This is a genomic window from Sphingobacterium sp. E70 (genome assembly GCF_019285695.1).
Classification (GTDB): domain Bacteria; phylum Bacteroidota; class Bacteroidia; order Sphingobacteriales; family Sphingobacteriaceae; genus Sphingobacterium; species Sphingobacterium detergens.
The window spans coordinates 1,156,035-1,175,671 of sequence record NZ_CP079104.1; the positions used below are offsets into that span (position 1 = coordinate 1,156,035).

Here is a 19,637-nt window from a genome sequence, read left to right on the forward strand (position 1 = left end):
TGTGAAGGAACTCGTAGAGAAATTCGTCATTCCCTACAACGATGCCTATTGCAACTTTATGCTCAATGTCGCACCCAACAGTGACGGTCTGATGGATCAAAACGCTTTGGATGCTTTAAAAACCATCGGAGCACTTTACAAGAAAACACCCAACTACAAAGCATTACCTAGCTACCAAGCACCGATTGTAGACCATAACATCGCTAGGCAGGTTCCTTCCTATAGCAGTTGGGCTGAAGATATGAGTATTATGGATTTCGCCAATGATGACAATTTCGGTAGCGCATGGGTATCCAATCCATCTACCAAAGGAGAGATCTGGTATGAACTGGATTTCGAACGCAGCAAAAACTTCAACAGTATTGTCATTACCGAAGGCAAGGACAATCCCTCCACTTATAGTCTGAGTTATTTTAAAGATGGTAAATGGTATCCCCTTGCGGCAAGTCCGGTCACACAGGGGCGTATCAAGATCTTTCGCTTTGATGAGGTATTGGGGCAAAATTACGCTTGAGTATCCGCCCCGAAAAAGAGCGTGTGGTCCTGAATGAGGTGGGTGTTTATCAGGAGCGGCGTTAGCTTTTTTCAATACAAGTACTATGGAGCCTGCTTCCAGTGCGTATGAATCATTGAGATAAAAATGTACTCCGAGTGGAGCATCATCCGGAGTAAGTGTTAAAAGCTGATTTACGAGTGAAATAAGTCTTTGCTTACTTGTGTCGACAATGATATTTTTTTATTGCAAAACGATAGTTGTCAAAATTATTCTAATGGTTCAATAACATAAAAAGCATCTCTTTTTGAGATGCTTTTTATGTTAATTGGAAACTAAGCTTTTATTTTGTCCATCCTGGATTCTGTATGAGGTTGGAATTTTTAACAATCGCTGTAGCCGGCAGTGGATAAAGGTATTGTTTATCTTCCCAGCTTCTCGGAACCGCCTTATACCATTCAAGGTGATTATCCGTTGTCATGGTCTGGAAATTTTACTCCCCCACCGATGGCAACTTTAGCTACTCCACTCGGTGCCGTTATGGAAGAGGCAGGTTTACTACCATCATAGAAAATCACATCCGGTTTGCCGTCGTGATCCAAGTCCATCAGTTTTTCCAATGCTGGCACATAGATACCTGTCCAAGCAAGGTTGGCCATCGAGGATCCCATTTTCCATCTTTTCAAATCATTGAAACGGAAGCCCTCCAGTGCTAGCTCAACCTGCCTTTCACGACGGATTTCCAATAATACAGGGTCATTTACATCCGGGAAAAATGTATTTTTCAAATAGCTGTCCACCTTGGTTGGCAAGCTATTATTTCCTGAAGTGATTCCTGCTCGTGCACGCAAAGCACCAATGGTTTTAGTCCAATCCGTTAAATTCAACTGCCCGAGTTCCTGCTTCGCTTCCGCATAGTTCAGCAGTATTTCAGCATAACGCATCAAAGGTACTGCGTTGATGTTATAGGCGCCGTTATCATAATAAGGATCATCCAGGGTATATTTAATCGGTTGATAGCCCGTGTATGTATAACTTGCAAAATTTGGAGGGGCAGCCTCTCCCCCACGCTTATACCCTGGTGTACGGATCAGCTGTGCCAACCGGTAGTCACGGTTTTGGCATTCCTCATAAAATTCCTCAGTTTGATAATTAGGACGATCGGTGTATGGTGTTCCATCAAGATTCAAAATGCTGTTGATAAAGGGTCTTACCAGGCTCAGTCTTGGTCCGTAGGTCGCCGAGGTCCACCACCAGTTGGCATCGTTCATCAATGCCTGATCTTTGCTGAAAGCAAGACCGAACATGACTTCCTGCTTCACAGGCTGGTTGCTCACAAATAATTGACGCTGTGACAGCTTTGGATCATTGGCCACATACACACTATAGGGTCCCGTTTCCATCAAGATCTTTCCTGCATCAGCCGCCATCTTAAAGAAATCCGCCGGTGTTGTCGCCAAGTTTAATTTGTGGTATTTTCTAAAAGTTCCTTCAAATAAGGCCACACGAGTCTTTAGACCCAATGCCGTCCATTTATTAATTAAGGTACCATCCCCGCCGTCTCCTGTAATATTTGCATAGGCAAAATCCAGGTCTTCCATAATGCGCTTCATCACCAGTTCACGTGAATCCCTTGGCGCATGAAGGATATCTGTCTCATCAACGGTCAATGGATGATCTACCCAAGGCACATCACCAAAGCGCACTACCTTATCGTAATAGAACCAGGCCCGAAAGAAGCGGGCTATGCCAATATAATTGTTTTTGACCGCATCACTCAATTGCGGGCTTGTACATTTGACGATCATCTGATTGATATTCCGTAAGGCTGTCCAGCTCCAGCCGGTACTGATTTCGGCAGAATAAGCACCTTTCACCATAAAATCATTCAAGCTATTTACTGCAGCGTAATCTGCCATCGCATCCCCTTTAAAAGCATCGCTTCTGGAGGTGATATCCCGGTAAAAAGAGTTACTGTAATTTTTCAGTCCATTCTCCGTTCCGAAGATATCCTCTTCAGTTGCCGATGCTTTCGGTAGCTCGTTCAATTCACAGGAACTGAACAAGAGTGCTATTATAGGTATAAATAAGATTCTTTTCATTTTTAATACATTATAATCCAATGGATAAATTAAAACTAATGCTCTTCATCACCGGATAGTTAAATCCATCACCACTATTGGAATCACTGATATCCGGGTCAGATTTCATGAGATTGCCCACATCAAGATCTTTTGTTTTTTTATACAGAGGCGACCAAGTCCATAAGTTCTCGCCCGATAGTCCAGCCCGCAAGCTACTGATCTTGAGCTTCGAAGTCACAGATTTCGGAAAATTATAGCCAATCTGAATGTTTTTCATCCGAATGTAGGCGATATTCTGCAGGTACCTTGTCTGGGCTGTTGCTTTAATAGACTCGTTATAACCGGCATATCGCGGAAAATATCCATTAGGATTGTCTTCTGTCCAATAATTATTGAGGTGCCATTCGGGTAAATTGTTATATGGTCTATTGTACTGCCCCCAAAAAATAGACTCATTACTTGGGTACCAATTCTGTTTTCCAACCCCTTGAAAGAAGGTAGAGAAATAGACATTTTTCCAGTCCATATTGATATTGAAGCTATAGATATAACGAGGTTCGTAGTTACCGATAATGGTCTTATCGCCGTGACTATTGATTGTATTTGTTCCGTAGTCAATTACCCCATCACCATTGAGATCCGCAAAGCGTACATCGCCCGGATAGATAATACCAGAATTGGACGATTTGATGACCTTTTGTGTCGGAGCCGCATCTATCTCCGCCTGATTTTGGAAAAGCCCCTGGGTAACATAACCCCATATCTCGCCGAGTCGTTGTCCTTCATAATATCGGTCAGTCTGATAACGATCAGTCTGTAACAGACCGGCTTTATTTTCATAGCGATCTATGGTTGAGCGATAATCCGCCAAAGTAGCTTTCACCGACCAGTTAAATGGACTATTGTTCCAGTCGAAACGGTCCTTATAGGCAACACTCAATTCATAGCCCTTCGTTGTCATATCCGCATAATTACCTTTTGGCGATTGCGCACCGAATATATCTGGCAACTCCACGCTGAAGGTATACATGTTCAAGGTCTTACGTTGGTAGAGATCACCTGTAAAGGTCAGCCTGCCATTTAATGATGAAAATCCAGTCCAAAATTAGCTGTACGGGCGGTCTCCCAAGTCAGATTATCGGGAATAACCTTTGGTACCGAGGTATAGGAAGGTTTCTGTCCATTCAACAAACGATCCATGATCTTGATTTCATAGAGATCCATATAGGTATATGGGTCTACATTACCGTTCCCAAGTGAACCATAAGAAGCGCGAAATTTCAGGTCAGAAATAATCTTTTTGTCTACCGTAAAGAAGGGTTCCTCAGAAATGCGCCAGCCCGCAGAGGCAGAAGGGAAAAATGCCCATTGCTGGTTGGTCGGAAATTTGGAAGAACCATCGTATCGCCCATTGAATTCAAATAAATAACGATCTTTGAAGATATAATTGGCGCGCATAAATACACCAACATTCCGATACTTATTATAACCAGCGGTAGCGGTTGTATTTTGCCCGAGAGCCAGATTGATATTATCCACATTTTCGGTCAATAAGCCTGTTTTCGTGATATAGGAAGAATTATAGACACGTTGTTCGTAATTATACCCCAGCAAACCTTTAACATAATGGTCACCTATTGTCTTTTCGTATTCACCGTAAAGGTTTCCAAATAGATATTTCCAGTTTTGGTCTACCTGGTAAATATTGTTGTTCATGTCTGTTTCCAGCTTGAGCATCTTACCTTCTTGCGTGCTATAAGGGACAGGCACACGTACACGGGTCGAGTTAAAATCGCGATTTCTAAAAGTCAGATCGCCCTTTATCCGCAGGGTATTGTTAAGAAATTTGGTCTCAAAAGAAGTGGTATTGCGGAGATCCCGATTTTCACTTTCGGTTCTATTTTTTCCATAGATAAAATCACCCACAGAATAGGCCGCCGAGAAGCTAAGCGAACCATCAGGATTGAATATCGGCGAAGATGGATGTCCTTCATCCGCAATATTACGCCAGATATTCCCCCTTCACCACCCGTCGTAGGGTCGCGGTATTTCGCGTAGTTATAATCAATGTTATTAGCGATCCGCAACCAGTCATTTACCTGTAAACCTGCTTTGGCCCTGGTATTGTAGGTCTTGTATTTATCACTATTAAAACGGTACATCCCATTATAATCATAGGCACGTCCAGAGATGTAGTAATCCAGCTTTTCGGTATTGCCACTTACCGACAGGTTATGATCCTGTACAAAGGTATTGTCCTTGATCAAGACATCGTAATAGTCCTCATTACCATAGTAAACGTAATTTCCTTTATCATCGACTGTAATTTCATCCGTAATCCCCTGCTCTTTGCGGCGTTTGAACTCGTTGAGCCAGTCCATTGTAAAGATCTGTGTTTTATTCAGCTTACTGGGGATAGAGGAATAATTATTCCAGGCATTATAGGCGGTAAAGAAATGCGATGCATACGCGTAGCCATCCGTTACGAATTTGGGTCTAGCAATTGGTTTCTGGAAGGATCCGCTTCCGGAATAGTTAATGGACGATTTTCCCGACTTCGCTCTCTTCGTTGTAATCAATACCACACCGAAAGTCCCCTTGCGCCATAGATTGCAGCAGAGGAAGCGTCTTTTAGTACGGAGACATTCTCGATATCATTCGGATTTAATGAAGCTGGATCCCCTCTACTCCATCGATCAAAATCAAGGCACTTCCGCCCTGGCCGATTGACGTGGTACCGCGGATATTGAAACTCGGTGCCCGGTTAGGTTTACCATCAGCCGGGACGATATTTAGGTTGGGAACAACACCTTGTAGCATTTGGCTCGCATTGGCGAGTACGCGGCCTTCGAAAACTTCTGAGCCGACCTGATCAACTGCTCCGGTCAAGTTTGCTTTCTTCTGCGTTCCGTAGCCGACCACGACAACTTCCTCCAACTCGGTATCTTTGGACTCCATTACAATTTGTAATTGAGCTGTGTTGACAGTCACAACCTGCTCGTTATACCCCACCTGAGTCAATTTAAGCTTTTGACCATTGGCAGCCTCGATGTTAAACATTCCCGAAGCATTGGTAGATGTCGTTTTCTGACTGGATAAATTGGTGATGGTGACACCGGGCATAGCTGCACCGTTTTTGTCTTTACCACACCTTTCACGGTAGACTGGACTGCAATAGCTTGCGTCTCTCTGTTCAATTTGACATAACTACGCTCTACATTAGCCCACGTGGGATATGAGAGCCCTAATGCCATACTGATTAGTAATGTTTTCTGCATTTTTAGTCTGGTTTAGAATTCAGCACCAAAGTTGGTACTTTCACTTGGTTTATAATTTACCTTAATATTAAGAAATATTTAATTAAAAACCACACAACCTCTAAATAAACAGGTTTAGCACCCTATTTATTAATAAAAAATAAACTTATAGATAACACAACTGGTAATTTAATAATTCAACACTTCATAGAGGGAATAGGGAAATTAATTCGTGAAATAAGCAAAAGCAATCGTTGAAAAATAGGGAATCCACGATTTGACTACAAGATACATCGATTTGCCTACATCAAAAAACACCTAATCATCACCTTTGTAATATCAAATTATTTAAAACAGAAAAATACATGAAATCACAAAAGTATGGTTTGTCACTGGTGCCTCTAAAGGGCTTGGACTAACCTTAGTAAGAGAATTGCTCACCCAGGATTATCTTGTTGTGGCGACTTCACGAACAAAACAAGCGCTGGAAGATGAAATTGGCGATCATGAAAATTTTCTGCCCCTTGAGGTAGACATCACCAACGATACAGATGTCAACCGGGCAGTACTCTCGGCCATTGACTACTTCGGTAGGATCGATGTCCTCGTTAACAATGCTGGATATGGGCAAACAGGTGCCCTAGAGGAACTCAGTGATCTGGAGACACGACGCAACTATGATGTTAATGTTTTTGGCTCGCTCAATTTCATCCGGCATATTACACCTTATTTCCGTCGCCAACAATCCGGACATATTTTCAATATTGCTTCCATTGGCGGACTGGTGGGTAATTTCCCTGCATTCGGCGTATACTGCTCCACTAAATTTGCTGTCGCTGGTTTTACCGAAGCGCTGGCGGTCGAAATGCAGCCTTTTGGTGTCCATACAACGCTCGTTTATCCAGGCTATTTCAGGACTGAATTTCTATCTGAAAATTCCATCCACACCGCAGCGAATCCAATAGCAGACTACATATCGGCTAGGGAAACCGAAGCCGCACATCTACAGCAGATTCACGGCAATCAAGCCAATGATCCACAAAGAGCAGCCGTGTTATTGATTGAGCTGAGTACAATACCCAATCCCCATTTCATTTTCTGATGGGTGAAGATGCTTATGAACTTGCCAAAAATAAAATCAATACATTGGCTGCCGAGATTGAAAAGTGGAAAAGTTATACGGTATCCACTGGTTTTGAGCAATCCCATTAAATAGCGCTTTAAAGCCGATATCGAAAAATAACCGGTAGTAACAAAGGATAAAATACGTAAATTTACAATTATGGAGAATACATTTCGCTTTCATTCCCTTTCGGAGTTCCATAGCTTCTGCGGACTGCCCAAGCCAGAACACCCATTAATCAGTCTGGTTGATTATAGTCAGGTACACTACCCGATCAATGACACCAAGTTAAATTGGATCCAGCACTTTTATTCGATCGGATTAAAGCGAAATGTAAACGCCAAGTTCAATTATGGACAACAACAATATGATTTTGATTCAGGGTACTTACCTTTGTATCGCCCCTACAATTTCTAAAAGTTGAGATCAATCAAGAGATCCGTACCGAACCTAGTGGCTGGATCCTCCTGATCCATCCGGACTTTCTTTGGAACAGCGAATTGGCAAAGCATATCCATACATACGATTTCTTTCAATATGAAGTCAACGAGGCCCTTTTTCTTTCGGATAAGGAAGAAGCGATTATCGTGGATATTCTCCAGAACATTGAAAAAGAGTATCAGTCTAATATTGACAAATTCAGCCGTGAGCTGATCCTTAAGCAGATAGAGCGGTTGCTTATTTATGCCGAGCGTTTTTACGAGCGTCAGTTTATCACCCGAAAAAAATCAACCCAAGAACTTGTCATACGATTTGAACAGCTCCTTTCCGCGCAGTTTGACCGGGACAAATTGCAGGAGCATGGTGTTCCAACAGTCAGTTTTCTGGCGCAGCAACTCAACTTATCTCCCAATTATCTGGGCAGCGTCCTCCGAGTCTACACGCAACAAAATACGCAGCAGCATATCCAACATAAAATGATTGAGTATGCCAAAGTTCGTCTGAGCACCAGCTCCTTGTCAATCAGTGAAATCGCTTACGAACTTGGATTTGAGCACCCGCAATCTTTCAGTAAAGTCTTCAAGAAAACCACCCAACAAAGTCCTGTGAGTTTAGGCAGTTATTTCAATAAATTCCGTCTTCAAAAAAACGAGTTCATCCGCATCTACCAGCTTTGCTTCATTTTTTCTCAGCATTAAGTATACATAAATCCTTAAGCTAAAAATGCTACTAACCGCTGTTCTATTGACCCGAATAATATCCTTTCACGCCGATTCCGATTGTCCAGAAGAATTTGGATTTTTCCAGGTCTTCGAGCAGCATATCCACATTATCTTCATACTCACCTTCAGCCTTTATTGCTTCGATGTCTTCCTGAATATCCTCTTCGGTCATCTGTCGCCAGACACCGACCGAACTATTCAGAAAGGTATAACAGTATCCCGCTTCGGAATCATCAACGGGACCACTGTTCTTTTCACTGAGGATATTGAGCAGTTCCTCGGCCTCCACCTTAAACGGGTTCAGTCCATAGATGCTAATCTCCGTTTTTTCCGGAAATGGTCCGTTAATGCTTTCGATAAATTCAAGTTTCCCATGATCATTGAAATCTAGCCTCAGTTCGAGGTCATCATAATAATACTGGCCATCCAGTGCATCCGAAGGCGGTCCAAGAATAGCTTGCACTTCCATTTGACCCATGCCCAAAGCCACTGCCCCTAAATTCTCAATATCAATCCCCACAAGTGGGATCAGTTCGATCTTTTTCATAACTATTAACCACATTTGTGTTTATACCCTATAGAATATAAATTGTTATACTAAAGTTAGGGAAAAAGTAAAGAACAGGCCAAAACACAATCAAGATTACGATTCGTTTCATTTTTTCTCTTCGTAAAACCTCTGAATTTTCTTTAGATAGGCGATCGATTTAGGAGGAGAAAACAATCTGCAGGAATAAAGCCAAGAAAAAAGCCCCCATCCGGAGGCTCTCTCATTATATATTATTTGGTGGTTTTTTCTCTGGTTGTCATTGGCATATCATCTGTTTTTTGTTTTAACTCGATATACGCCGTTATTGCAACAGATATTATGCCAAATAATCCAATTAAGGTTATAATTAACATATTAATGCATTATTTTCTTCTAAAAAAGTGATCAGCAATAGAAAAGTGGGATTGAGCAGTCCTATATCTTTTAAAGTAGGCTAAATATGATTATATTTAACTACCATTAGCAACAGCCGAGGCGCTATGGATGAGGTATGGATAAAGGAAAGCAAACTTTTGATCTAGCTAGTATAAGACTAGAGCGAGGACTGACACAACAAGAACTGGCAGATCAGTCTGGTCTTACCAGCCGCACCATTCAACGTATTGAGAAAGGTGAAGTGATTCCCTACGGCGATTCTGTCCGGAAGCTTGCGCAGGCACTAGGGCTTTCCATAGCGGAACTTTATTCCACTTCCGCAAATATAGCGCCGGCGGATACCTTCGAAACCACTACAACGATCGAAAATAACAACAGGTCAGAAACCAAGGCAACTGCAGAAACCAGAATTCTAAGCTTTTTTCATTTTATGCCACTCGCTGGAGTTATATTTCCATTTTGCAATCTATTACTTCCACTATTTCTTTGGATCAATTACAGGGATCGGAATCGCTTATATGACTATCATGGTCGGATATCCATTAACTTCCAGTTGACCATGAGTGCCCTGCTGATGCTGTTGATTGTGTTGCTTGTATTCTATTTTCCTGTAGGTTTCGCACTGCTCTCAATTGCATATCTCTATGCCATTGTCAGCTGCATTGTCAACGGCATCCGTACACTCGACAACAAGCTCCCTCGATACCCCCTCGCTATTCCATTTTTGAAGCTTCCATCCCACTAATCTTAGGTTTTTAGGTCTTTAATAAGACATGTCGCATAGTTGTCGTGTAGCTGTCGTCCTGATCTCAATGGGCTTATGCAGATATTTGAAATAAAAAAGCCATGAAAAATATCTATCTTTTTATATCCCTGATCGGTTTGTTATGTAGCAACCGACAAGCGATCAGTCAAAGTCGCGTTGTCACCCGATTGGACGGTTCAACTATTTCTGGACGAGTCATTGATAGCACTGTAAACGCATTGATGAATGAGGCTAAAGTACCGGGAATCGGTCTCGCGATCCTCAACAACAAAAAATCTGTCTACCTCAAAACCTATGGCTACAAGAACAAACTTCGCGCAGAACTCCTCGATACCGCATCCATTGTCTACGCAGCATCCTTCAGCAAGGCTGTCTGCGGATTTCTTTGTATGAAATTGGTGGACCGTAATCTATTGGATCTAGACAAACCACTCTATCAATACCTCCGGAAGCCTATCCCCGAATACCCGAATTTCGTCGGACTAAAGGGGGACCAACGATGGAAAAAAATCACTGCGCGCATGTGTCTCAGCCATACTACAGGCTTTCCCAATCTAAAATGGTATGATCCAACGGCAGCCAATCCTGATTATGACTCGCTTGGTGTTGTCAAGATCTATTTTGAGCCTGGTTCACGCTATGCCTATTCCGGAGAGGGCTTTAAATTGCTCCAATTGGCGCTGGAGGAACTAAGCGGCAAGACTTTTGACGACCTGGCCAGCGAGCTGATTTTTAACCCCATCGGCATGTACAAGTCAGGCTATGTTTGGCACGATAGCTTTGGTGATGATCTGGCTATAGGCCACAATGATCATGAACAACAGAATGTAAAAAGCAAAAAGACTGTTGCTGTAGCCGGTGGTTCCATGGTCACGACCATTAGTGATTATGCGCGATTTATCGAATATGTTGTCCAGGGTAAAGGAATCAAGGAAAACATATTCGAGGAAATGATCCGTCCGCAGATCCGCATATATTCCAAAACACAGTTTCCACCGATCAGCAGCGAAACAACAGACGAAAACGAAGTGGTTCAACTTGCCTATGGTCTAGGTTGGGGATTGCTCAACACGCCCTATGGTCGGGCCTTCTTTAAAGAAGGTGGTGACGACGCCTGGAAAAATTACAATATTAATTTTATTGACCGTGGTATCTCCATTATAATGATCTGTAATAGCGTCAATGGCAGCATGTTGTTTAAAGACCTGCTTGCGCAGCTGATCGGCGATACTTTTACCCCTTGGAAATGGGAGCAGTATTATCCTATCGGTTACCAAGCGGATTAAAGTCCAAAAGAAACTGTCTTTAAGCAATATAGACTTCTGTTTCCGATTCTGTTGCAAGAGATTGGTATCAGTCTAACCATGGAGCAGAAATCCGATATTAACCCTGGGCGGATGTAACATTTAAAATTTACGTTTGACTTAAATAAGCATCCCGATCTCCCTACCTTAGACCATTCAAAAAAAAGTATTACGCAGTGCTCATCAATCGTGTTCAGATCTTTGGGGCAGTGGAGTGATCTAAGCTTTTACTTTAGGATCAATCCAGTACAGCGCAGCGTTTGTATGGCTAAAAAACTCCATGGGTGTCAAATGGCAATCCATGGTGTCCTGCAGTCCCCCATCGGTGTAGCTAACCACTTCTTCGGAAGGTATGACCATTCCGGTCACGATCGCATCCTCATCAAGGCAATTTAAATCGGACAACAGCACATTAATATGGTTGGCTGTGACCCATTGTTCCATTTCCTCTTTATTAACCTGTCGCACACGTTCGGCCAGAAATTTCGCTTCCTCGACTTCTTTTTCGACACTATTCGGGTAAAACAAGCGTAAGAATGCTTCGTACTTATCAAATGATTTCGTTCGAATGGCCTCATTGCGCAGAAACTGCTTCTCCCCAATTGACCGTATTCCTGAGCATATTTCCGCAACTCGATCTGGTGCAATTCGTGGTCAGCACATTTCGCCAATTCGGATAAGGCATAAACGTCCGTACCATGTCCATCGTGATTATTTAGATATTCCCAGAGATCGCCTTGGACGACTTTGGGTTTCTTATGTTCCAGGACATTATATCCTTCAGCAATCCATTGTTCTATTTGTTCCCTTCTCATCGTATTACTTTTTTAAAATCCTTCAAAATCTATACGCGCTCCAGGACTCGGCTCGATTTAGATTTAATAGCGGCGTTGCCCTGCTCTAATTAAACAAGTGCACAAGGAGGAAAGTTTTCCAGATAAACGTTCTATTTTTATTTATCTTCACGCCTAGGCATACTTTCAGTCATCATCTTCGTATCTCCCTGTTCTTTGAACTCCTGTGTATTCAATTCCATTAAACCTCCATTAATGTGGTAAAGCCAACGATAGGATTTTGAAAAAATAAACCGGAAGTACCTTGCTGTGCCTGCAGCTCGAGCAAAATTCTTCGGGTCATAAAAGAAAGAATCTGCTCCCGCATATTTCTCCGGCATGGTTTCAAGTGCCCTGCCCATTTTATCTTTGTCCGCCCATTCATAACTATTCGCATAAAAGCTGATTTCGGATTTGTAACTGTTATACGTACTCTGGTAAACATGCGCCTTTTTCTTTGGATCAGTATAGGTTACTTTAAAATGTATGTCATCTAGGAATTCAATCTTGTAGGCTGTCTTTTCCTTACCAAGTATCAGTTGCATAGTATTGGATTCGAGCTCGATAATGACCGATCATATTTGGCCGAAAAATACCAGGTCGTATTTTGGAACGGATAGGTCTCCGTCATCGGAAAGGTACAATTGTCTGAAGAAAATGGGAATTTTAGCCCCTTGTCATAGACCAGTAGGAATTTTATGTTATGAAACCGCTTATTGTCTATTATCGTATCCGCAGTGATCATAAACTTAATTAATAGACTTTTAAACGTCGCTTGGTAAGTATGCGCGTCGGTCTGATCTAGCTTAGGCTGATACTCCTGCAAACGCTCCTAAAAATTTTCAGATCAGCAACAGTACGATAGGTTAGCAACACTTCATTCCTGTTGTCATATTGTTTGGTGGACAACATGACCTGTTCTTTATTTTGCTTATTTATATAAAGCGTATCACCTACCCGCTCAAATCCAGCAGAGGGTAGATAGATCGGATTTAATATGGCAACCTCATTTTCTGGAATCCCCTCATCGGTAAATGTGAGAAGGAAGTTCATGGGATAGAATTTTTGTGCAAATAAGCGATTACCCATACAACATGCAAATATTAGGAGGCACAGCAACATAACTATTTTTCTGTTCATTTTTTCTTTATGATCTATTTGAGCGTAAAGATAGGGATAGTCTGTATGCTGGCAAGCCCCTTTAATATCCGTGCAGGGCCGCTTACAATTCGCTGTTCATTGTAAAATATACCAAAAGTTGATTTAAACCTTAAAGGTAAAAATGAATATAAAAGGCCAGGAACATACAAGAATCCTGACCTTTATAACTAAGTTATCCATCAAATGGATTAGTATAAGGACAACATTCAGGTTGAAATAGTTTAAAAAAGCTTCAATTAGTCCAATTTATTCTAAAGGTTCTATTTTACTGTCAGTTTATCATGTAAAATTTGGCAGTTTTGATGCAAAAATTTCAGTATTTTAAGCTCGGTATTTTTTTGCGGGATATTTTATACAGTCGGCCGACTGACAGATTTAATTTATTGTTATACTTCATTAAAAGGAGGTTACTATGAAACTTGCAAAAAGAAATTGGAACAATTTTTCACTTTTTCGCCCATGTTTGATAATTTTAACCGTGAGCTTTTAAACTGGGACAACAAAAATTACTCATCGACAAGTACCACCGTTCCTGCGGTCAACATCAAGGAAAACGGAGACACTTTCGAAGTTGAGGTTGCTGCCCCGGGCATGGCCAAAGATGATTTCAAAGTGACGCTAGACGGCAACCTATTGACCATATCTTCGGTTAAGCAGGAACAAAATGAGGAGCATCAGGACAACTATACACGTCGGGAGTTCAGCTACCAATCTTTCCAGCGTAGCTTCGAGCTCCAGAAGGAGGTTGTCGATCAGGATAATATTCAGGCACGCTATGAAAACGGTGTACTACGATTGACAATACCAAAAAAGAAGAAGCCAAACAAAAAGAACCACGGCTGATCGAAATATCCTAAAGATCCAAATAGCAACTTTAACTTGGTTAGTCTCCCACGGGAGGCTAACCTATTTTTTCATTTATGCAGGATATGGAACGCTCAAATTATTATATAGAATTGCAGATGTACTGCCGCGGACGTTATATGACCATCGCCAGTTTTGACCGAAGCAGTTGCGAAAAGATTGTTCATGAACTATTTGATGAACTACGTGGGGACCCTCAGGCCTCCGATCTCCGGCTTCTGCGCATCAACCTTCTCCTCAATGATAACGAAAATTCAAAAACACAGCTGAGATCGATCCATTGTACGTTGGATGAATTGGCAGAAAACACGAAGATTATCATTAAGAAGACCTTCCGGTCAGTAAACTTCGACTGATGAACAGTCCGCTCCGCTATGCAGTGCAAACGATCAGCATACATACTATTTAAGCACATTTTTTTTACAATCGTTTTTTCTTTCACTCTTGATTTTTATCAAATTGATTTTTAATTTGGGAGCGGTTTTTTCAAAAAGGTACCTGATACCCGAACCGACATTTTTTAAAAGCTAATATTCTATTTAAATATAAATTTTAGTTATTGGATCATGTTAACAGAATTACTAATTACAAACACAGACCGACGTTTTTATTTCAGGCCATTTTTTATCGCACTTCTTGTGTTGGCAAACAGTCTCTATCTAACTGGTCAAACCATGAAACCGCTCAAATCCAGCTTCGAAGCGAGGTTGGTTAATATTGAAGCGCCTAGCAATGAACCTTTTCGTTATACGACGACCTTGACCAATGGATCTGCTCAATTGGTTAATTACAACTTTAACGCACTGCTACCCGATGGATGGCAGATAAGTTACCGCGTAGAAGGGTCGCAAGTGACCTCCCTACAGATGCAGCCCAATAAAGCACAGGAGATCAGCATTGAAATCAGCTGTCCGATTACCACTAAACCTAATAAATATAAAATACCTTTGAAGGCCATATCTGCGCGGGATACGCTAACACTCGATCTTGAGGCCGTCGTCAAAGGCTCCTATGCGCTAGAGCTGAGCACCCCCAGTGGGAGACTAAGCGACGAAGTCGTGTCCGGCAGCAGCAAGGAAATTCTGCTTAAAGTCAAAAACACGGGAACTCTCCCACTCAATGCATTGGATTTGAGTTCCCAGTTGCCCAGCCGCTGGGAGGCTACCTTCGATCCTGCGAATATCAAACAGCTCGAAGCAGGAAAGTCCTCGATGTCAAAGTCAATCTTAAAGTTCCCGACAAGACTATCTCCGGTGACTATGCGGCCAAATTCGAGATCAAGTCTCCCAACAGCAACGCCGACATTTCATTCCGTATGATCGTCAAGACTTCTTTACTTTCTGGCTGGATCGGCATGCTGGTCATCCTATTGGCAATTGGTTTGGTGTATTATCTCATCCGTAAATACGGCCGCAGATAAAGTCGGGACAAAAAAGATTATCATGATGAAGGATCCTATCATTAAATTGACAGGTCTGACCAAAAACTACGACAAGTTAACCGCCGTAGACAAGTTGGACCTGCATATTTATCCCGGAGAGATTTTTGGTCTACTCGGTCCCAATGGTGCCGGAAAGACAACCAGCATTCTTATGATGCTAGGCCTGACCGAACCCACAGCCGGTACAGCTTACGTCTGTGGCCATGATGCCACCCGCAATCCGATAGCCGTGAAGCGCAAAGTTGGTTATCTGCCTGACAATGTAGGTTTCTACCCGGATATGACAGCTTTGGAAAACTTATGCTTCGTTGCAGAATTAAATGGGCTTACAAAACCCTATGCACAAGCTGCGGCCAAAGATATGTTGTATGTCGTAGGACTCGAACGGGAAATACATAAAAAAACGGGTGCTTTTTCCCGCGGGATGAAACAACGTCTAGGATTAGCCGAAGTGCTGATCAAAGCCCCTGAGGTCGCTATTCTCGATGAGCCTACGTTGGGCATAGACCCCAAGGGCGTCGATGAATTCCTTGAACTTATCCAGAAGCTCAGTAGGGAGCATAAGCTGACTGTACTGCTCTCATCACACCATCTCCATCAGGTACAACGTGTATGCGATCGGGTCGGTATTTTTGTTGGTGGAAAGTTACTGGTCCAAGGATCTATCGAAAGCCTGGCCAATAACCTACAACAGCAGAAAGGCATCAGCACAGTCATTAGCCTTGGGCATTCCCAAGGCGATACAAAACGGTTTGAAGAAGCATTAAAAGTCCTACCCGGACTCCGTAATCTAACTATAAACGGGCTTTCAATCGAATTAAAGACCGACAGCGATACTACAGCAATGGCTGTACGTATTTTGGTAAACAATGGTGCTGATATTGTTGCTGTAAACCGTAATGACTACCAGCTTGACGATATCTATAATACATATTTTGAGAATAGCATAACAACAAATACTGTCTATGAAAAATCCAACGGTTTCTTCAAAAGATATCAATAACCGACCATCCGGTCCGATGCAGGTGCTGGTCCGCAAAGAAATAGCGGCACATATCCGCAGCTGGCGTTTTATTATACTTATCTTACTTATTGTACTAACCTTTGCTGCATCCATGTATGTTTCATCCATGGGACTCAAAGACGCCGTCAACAATACGGGCGATCCCGATCAGTCGTTTCTATATCTCAAGCTATTGACTACGACAGATAATTCCATTCCACCATTTCATGTTTTTTTAAACTTCTTAGCACCATTATTGGGCATAGCTCTTGGTTTTGACGCCGTCAATGCAGAGCATAACAATGGGACACTCACCCGTCTGCTGGCGCAACCAATTTACCGCGACAATCTCCTGTTTGCCAAATTTCTAGCACCGCTGGCCGTTGTCGGTACATTATTTGTCTCGCTGGTGATGTTGATGATGGGGGCGGACTCATTGGTATGGGAGTGCGGATAGAGCCCCAGGAATTGCTACGTATTTTTGGATTCACCTTGACCAGTGTGCTGTATGTTGCCTTCTGGCTGAGTCTTTCCGTCCTACTGTCGATCCGCTTTCGTCAACCAGCCACTTCGGCACTTACCGCTATCGGCATCTGGTTATTTTTACCGTATTTTTCCAATCCTGGTGAATTTGGCCATCCGACCGTTTTTACCCAATCCCAATTATATTTCGGAGCAGGAGTACATTCGTTATAATGAATTGATCTTAAACCTGCTTCGCTTATCGCCAAGCCAGCTTTATACCGATGCGACAACCACTTTACTGATGCCATCCGTTCGTAGCTTAGGTCCTATTTCCATGGAACAGATGATCGGTGCTATCCCCGCACCTCTCTCTTTCCGGGAAAGTTTCCTGATGGTCTGGCCACAGATTAGTGGGCTCACAGCAGCCATGATGGTCTGCTTTGCCTGGTCCTATTACATCTTTATGCGGAGAGAAATACGGAGTTGATTGCATCTCTTGAATACAATAAAACAACAAAGGCTGCACTGCTTTATTAGCAGGCAACCTTTATCAAGTATATAATGAATAAAAAATGGGTGCTTAATCTTTATTTTCCTTTTTATAGGCATAGTAAAAAACAATCGGCAGAATGGAGAATGAAAGAATCATACAGATAATCAACCCACCGACAATCATAATGGCCAATGGTTTCTGAATTTCGGACCCCATTCCGTTGGACAGTGCCGCTGGTAATAAGCCCATTGCGCCCATGAGCGCAATCATTAAGATCGGCCTGATCCGACTTTTTACGGCTTCGTAAATTGCAGGTATCAAGCCCATTTTGTTTAACAGGTTTTCTTTCATGACACCGATTAAAACAATTCCGTCGATCGTAGCGACACCAAAGAGAATAATAAAACCAATACCGGCCGAGATCCCAAATGTGGTCCCCGTTATCCACAGGGATACAAACCCACCGATAAATGCAAAAGCAAGTGTCAGGGAGGAGATCAGTGTATCTTTTAGATTTCCAAAATTAGCATAGAGCAAAAGCAAGATCAATAACAGTGAAACCGGGACCACCTGCATCAACTGTTTGGTGGCCCGCTCTTTACTTTCAAACTCACCGGCCCAGACAACCTTATAGGATTTGGGCAATTTAACGTCAGCCGCGATCTGTTTTTTTGCATCCGCAATGGTGCTGCCTAGATCCCGACCTTCGATGTTAAATCCAACCCCGATATAGCGGGAATTTCCGTCGCGATAGATAAAGGCTGGTCCTGTATGATAGTCTATGGTTGCTATTTCCCGCAACGGTACTTTCTGATCGTTCATCGTGGGGATAATGATGTTCCCGATCTTTTCAGGGCTATCGCGATACTGCTTCTGGAAGCGGAGACGGACATCAAAGATGCGCTCATTGTCGTAAAAATGCGTCACCGATTGCCCCCGATGGTCATCTCAATAACCGACTGCACATCCTTGGTCGATACCCCATACTTCGCCATCTTGGAGTCATGCAGCTGAATCCGCAATTCGGGTAAGCCGATATTTTTAAACACGTTTATATCCGTGATCCCCTCGACCTTTTGAAGTGATTCGGCAAACTTGTTGGCTTTATTCTCCAGATCCTGGAGGTTCTCACCAAAAATTTTGATTACCAACGGACTTTTCACACCAGCCACATACTCCTCCACATTGTCCTGAATGGGTTGACTAAAGCCAAAATTTATGCCGGGGAAAGTCTGTAGGCTATCGCGCATCTGCCCGATCAATGTTTCCTTCGATATTTTCCGCTTCCACTCTCCCTCCGGCTTCAGTTCAATATTAAATTCGATATTGAAAAAACCCGTAGGATCAGTTCCATCATTGGGTCTACCCGTCTGTGTCATAATAAAATCAATCTCGTCAAACTGCTTGATCAATTTTGTTTTCATCGTTTTTGTTAGCTTGACAGATTCCTCCAGGTTGACACTATTTGGCAATGTCGCCCGGACATAAATGGCGCCTTCATTGAGTTTTGGCAGAAATTCTGAACCGTAATAGCTAAACCGCACCATACAGACAACCAATGCCAAGACAAAAATCCCCAAGGTCCATTTGGGATGATCAAAAGCTTTCTTAAATCCTTTAAAAATTACCCTTCGGCTTACCCGCGTTATTTTATTTTCATCCTCTTTGATGTTCTTCTTCAGCAGATATTTACACATTGCAGGAACATAGGTCAGACTCAGGACCAAAGAACCCAGCAGGGCGTAGCCAAGCGTAAAGGCCAAAGGTGAAAACATCTTTCCTTCCACCTTTTGAAAAGAGAAAATCGGCGTCAGGGCAACAATTAAGATCAATAAGGCAAAAAAGATATATCCTGCCACCGAGCCTGCACTCTTTTTAATGATACCCAGCTTGGAGACCTTATTGAAACGGGCCGTCCCCAGCCGGTGTGCCTCCTTTTCCAGGGAGACAAAAACCGTCTCCACGATCACCAGTGTTCCCTCGAGCAATAGGCCAAAGTCCAATGCGCCCATGGAAATCAGATTCGCCGGCAAGCCCTGAATTTTCAATAAGATGATCGCAAACAGGAAGGCCAATGGAATCACCGAGGCCACAATAAAGGTTGTCTTCCAGTTGTTCAAAAAGATAAAGACAATAATCGAAACCAGGATAACACCCTCGATCAGGTTTTTCGACACCGTATGCACTGTGTTGTTGACCAATTTTGTGCGGTCAATCACCGGTTCAATCTTGACATTTTCCGGTAAGATACGGCCGTTCAAT

Annotated in this window: 23 protein-coding genes and 1 pseudogene; 12 read left to right on the forward strand and 12 right to left on the reverse strand. The window is 42.6% G+C overall.

Going from position 1 to position 19,637, the window contains the following annotated elements; translation table 11 throughout:
- Position 1 precedes the first annotated feature (1 nt).
- Entirely contained in the window at positions 2 to 514 is a 513-nt protein-coding gene (locus tag KUH03_RS08405; protein ID WP_257092427.1) for a discoidin domain-containing protein, read from the forward strand.
- A gap of 322 nt (positions 515 to 836) precedes the next feature.
- Here the strand turns inward: KUH03_RS08405 and KUH03_RS08410 are convergent, their stop codons facing one another.
- From KUH03_RS08410 to KUH03_RS08440, 6 genes are all read right to left on the reverse strand, one after another.
- Positions 837 to 974: a RagB/SusD family nutrient uptake outer membrane protein gene (locus tag KUH03_RS08410; RefSeq protein WP_257092429.1), complete on the reverse strand. Its 138-nt coding sequence runs from the start codon at positions 972 to 974 to the stop codon at positions 837 to 839.
- Positions 961 to 2,595: a RagB/SusD family nutrient uptake outer membrane protein gene (locus KUH03_RS08415; protein ID WP_257092431.1), complete on the reverse strand. Its 1,635-nt coding sequence runs from the start codon at positions 2,593 to 2,595 to the stop codon at positions 961 to 963. The genes KUH03_RS08410 and KUH03_RS08415 overlap by 14 nt, the downstream gene beginning before the upstream one ends.
- A gap of 10 nt (positions 2,596 to 2,605) precedes the next feature.
- Positions 2,606 to 3,607: a hypothetical protein gene (locus KUH03_RS08420; RefSeq protein ID WP_257092433.1), complete on the reverse strand. Its 1,002-nt coding sequence runs from the start codon at positions 3,605 to 3,607 to the stop codon at positions 2,606 to 2,608.
- Positions 3,608 to 3,657: 50 nt separating this feature from the next.
- Positions 3,658 to 4,503, reverse strand: coding sequence for a TonB-dependent receptor domain-containing protein (locus KUH03_RS08425; protein ID WP_257092435.1), 846 nt, complete (start codon positions 4,501 to 4,503; stop codon positions 3,658 to 3,660).
- A complete protein-coding gene (locus KUH03_RS08430) occupies positions 4,398 to 5,156 on the reverse strand; it encodes a hypothetical protein (RefSeq protein WP_257092437.1) in 759 nt (252 codons plus the stop codon). The genes KUH03_RS08425 and KUH03_RS08430 overlap by 106 nt, the downstream gene beginning before the upstream one ends.
- A gap of 85 nt (positions 5,157 to 5,241) precedes the next feature.
- Positions 5,242 to 5,700: a carboxypeptidase-like regulatory domain-containing protein gene (locus KUH03_RS08440; protein ID WP_257092440.1), complete on the reverse strand. Its 459-nt coding sequence runs from the start codon at positions 5,698 to 5,700 to the stop codon at positions 5,242 to 5,244.
- A 567-nt stretch (positions 5,701 to 6,267) separates the two neighbouring features.
- Between KUH03_RS08440 and KUH03_RS08445 the strand changes: the two genes are divergently transcribed.
- The 3 genes from KUH03_RS08445 to KUH03_RS45590 all read left to right on the forward strand — a co-directional run bounded on the left by KUH03_RS08445 (position 6,268) and on the right by KUH03_RS45590 (position 8,096).
- Complete coding sequence (locus tag KUH03_RS08445; RefSeq protein WP_257092442.1) at positions 6,268 to 6,936, forward strand: SDR family oxidoreductase; 669 nt, start codon at positions 6,268 to 6,270, stop codon at positions 6,934 to 6,936.
- Positions 6,937 to 7,116: 180 nt separating this feature from the next.
- Positions 7,117 to 7,374: a hypothetical protein gene (locus KUH03_RS45585; RefSeq protein ID WP_306429517.1), complete on the forward strand. Its 258-nt coding sequence runs from the start codon at positions 7,117 to 7,119 to the stop codon at positions 7,372 to 7,374.
- Positions 7,375 to 7,457: 83 nt separating this feature from the next.
- Entirely contained in the window at positions 7,458 to 8,096 is a 639-nt protein-coding gene (locus KUH03_RS45590; RefSeq protein ID WP_306429518.1) for an AraC family transcriptional regulator, read from the forward strand.
- A 43-nt stretch (positions 8,097 to 8,139) separates the two neighbouring features.
- Here KUH03_RS45590 and KUH03_RS08455 read toward each other — a convergent pair whose 3' ends face one another.
- Complete coding sequence (locus tag KUH03_RS08455; RefSeq protein ID WP_257092444.1) at positions 8,140 to 8,682, reverse strand: hypothetical protein; 543 nt, start codon at positions 8,680 to 8,682, stop codon at positions 8,140 to 8,142.
- A 478-nt stretch (positions 8,683 to 9,160) separates the two neighbouring features.
- Here KUH03_RS08455 and KUH03_RS08460 point away from each other — a divergent pair, with 478 nt between their 5' ends.
- Together KUH03_RS08460 and KUH03_RS08465 are read left to right on the forward strand one after the other, a co-directional pair.
- Positions 9,161 to 9,790, forward strand: coding sequence for a helix-turn-helix domain-containing protein (locus tag KUH03_RS08460; RefSeq protein WP_257092446.1), 630 nt, complete (start codon positions 9,161 to 9,163; stop codon positions 9,788 to 9,790).
- Positions 9,791 to 9,891: 101 nt separating this feature from the next.
- Positions 9,892 to 11,097 carry a serine hydrolase gene (locus KUH03_RS08465; RefSeq protein WP_257092448.1) on the forward strand — a complete coding sequence of 402 codons (1,206 nt, stop codon included), beginning with the start codon at positions 9,892 to 9,894 and terminating at the stop codon, positions 11,095 to 11,097.
- 237 nt (positions 11,098 to 11,334) lie between these two features.
- Here KUH03_RS08465 and KUH03_RS08470 read toward each other — a convergent pair whose 3' ends face one another.
- From KUH03_RS08470 to KUH03_RS08485, 4 genes are all read right to left on the reverse strand, one after another.
- A complete protein-coding gene (locus KUH03_RS08470) occupies positions 11,335 to 11,643 on the reverse strand; it encodes a hypothetical protein (protein WP_257092450.1) in 309 nt (102 codons plus the stop codon).
- Positions 11,644 to 12,067: 424 nt separating this feature from the next.
- Positions 12,068 to 12,493 carry a hypothetical protein gene (locus KUH03_RS08475; protein WP_257092452.1) on the reverse strand — a complete coding sequence of 142 codons (426 nt, stop codon included), beginning with the start codon at positions 12,491 to 12,493 and terminating at the stop codon, positions 12,068 to 12,070.
- Positions 12,484 to 12,774 carry a hypothetical protein gene (locus tag KUH03_RS08480; RefSeq protein ID WP_257092455.1) on the reverse strand — a complete coding sequence of 97 codons (291 nt, stop codon included), beginning with the start codon at positions 12,772 to 12,774 and terminating at the stop codon, positions 12,484 to 12,486. The genes KUH03_RS08475 and KUH03_RS08480 overlap by 10 nt, the downstream gene beginning before the upstream one ends.
- Entirely contained in the window at positions 12,750 to 13,001 is a 252-nt protein-coding gene (locus KUH03_RS08485; RefSeq protein WP_257092457.1) for a hypothetical protein, read from the reverse strand. Before KUH03_RS08485 ends, KUH03_RS08480 begins: the two co-directional genes overlap by 25 nt.
- Positions 13,002 to 13,541: 540 nt before the next feature.
- Between KUH03_RS08485 and KUH03_RS08490 the strand changes: the two genes are divergently transcribed.
- The 6 genes from KUH03_RS08490 (at position 13,542) to KUH03_RS08515 (ending at position 17,369) form a co-directional block, all read left to right on the forward strand.
- Positions 13,542 to 13,952 (forward strand): Hsp20/alpha crystallin family protein, encoded by a 411-nt coding sequence (locus KUH03_RS08490; protein ID WP_257092459.1) that lies wholly within the window; start codon positions 13,542 to 13,544, stop codon positions 13,950 to 13,952.
- Positions 13,953 to 14,038: 86 nt separating this feature from the next.
- Positions 14,039 to 14,329 carry a hypothetical protein gene (locus KUH03_RS08495; RefSeq protein WP_257092461.1) on the forward strand — a complete coding sequence of 97 codons (291 nt, stop codon included), beginning with the start codon at positions 14,039 to 14,041 and terminating at the stop codon, positions 14,327 to 14,329.
- A gap of 318 nt (positions 14,330 to 14,647) precedes the next feature.
- Complete coding sequence (locus tag KUH03_RS08500) at positions 14,648 to 15,292, forward strand: NEW3 domain-containing protein (protein ID WP_257092463.1); 645 nt, start codon at positions 14,648 to 14,650, stop codon at positions 15,290 to 15,292.
- Positions 15,293 to 15,415: 123 nt separating this feature from the next.
- Positions 15,416 to 16,417, forward strand: coding sequence for an ABC transporter ATP-binding protein (locus KUH03_RS08505; protein WP_257092464.1), 1,002 nt, complete (start codon positions 15,416 to 15,418; stop codon positions 16,415 to 16,417).
- Complete coding sequence (locus KUH03_RS08510; protein ID WP_257092465.1) at positions 16,380 to 16,874, forward strand: ABC transporter permease; 495 nt, start codon at positions 16,380 to 16,382, stop codon at positions 16,872 to 16,874. Before KUH03_RS08505 ends, KUH03_RS08510 begins: the two co-directional genes overlap by 38 nt.
- A gap of 168 nt (positions 16,875 to 17,042) precedes the next feature.
- Positions 17,043 to 17,369: a hypothetical protein gene (locus KUH03_RS08515; RefSeq protein ID WP_257092467.1), complete on the forward strand. Its 327-nt coding sequence runs from the start codon at positions 17,043 to 17,045 to the stop codon at positions 17,367 to 17,369.
- 93 nt (positions 17,370 to 17,462) lie between these two features.
- Here the strand turns inward: KUH03_RS08515 and KUH03_RS48380 are convergent.
- Positions 17,463 to 19,594: pseudogene (locus KUH03_RS48380) on the reverse strand (efflux RND transporter permease subunit).
- Positions 19,595 to 19,637 lie beyond the last annotated feature (43 nt).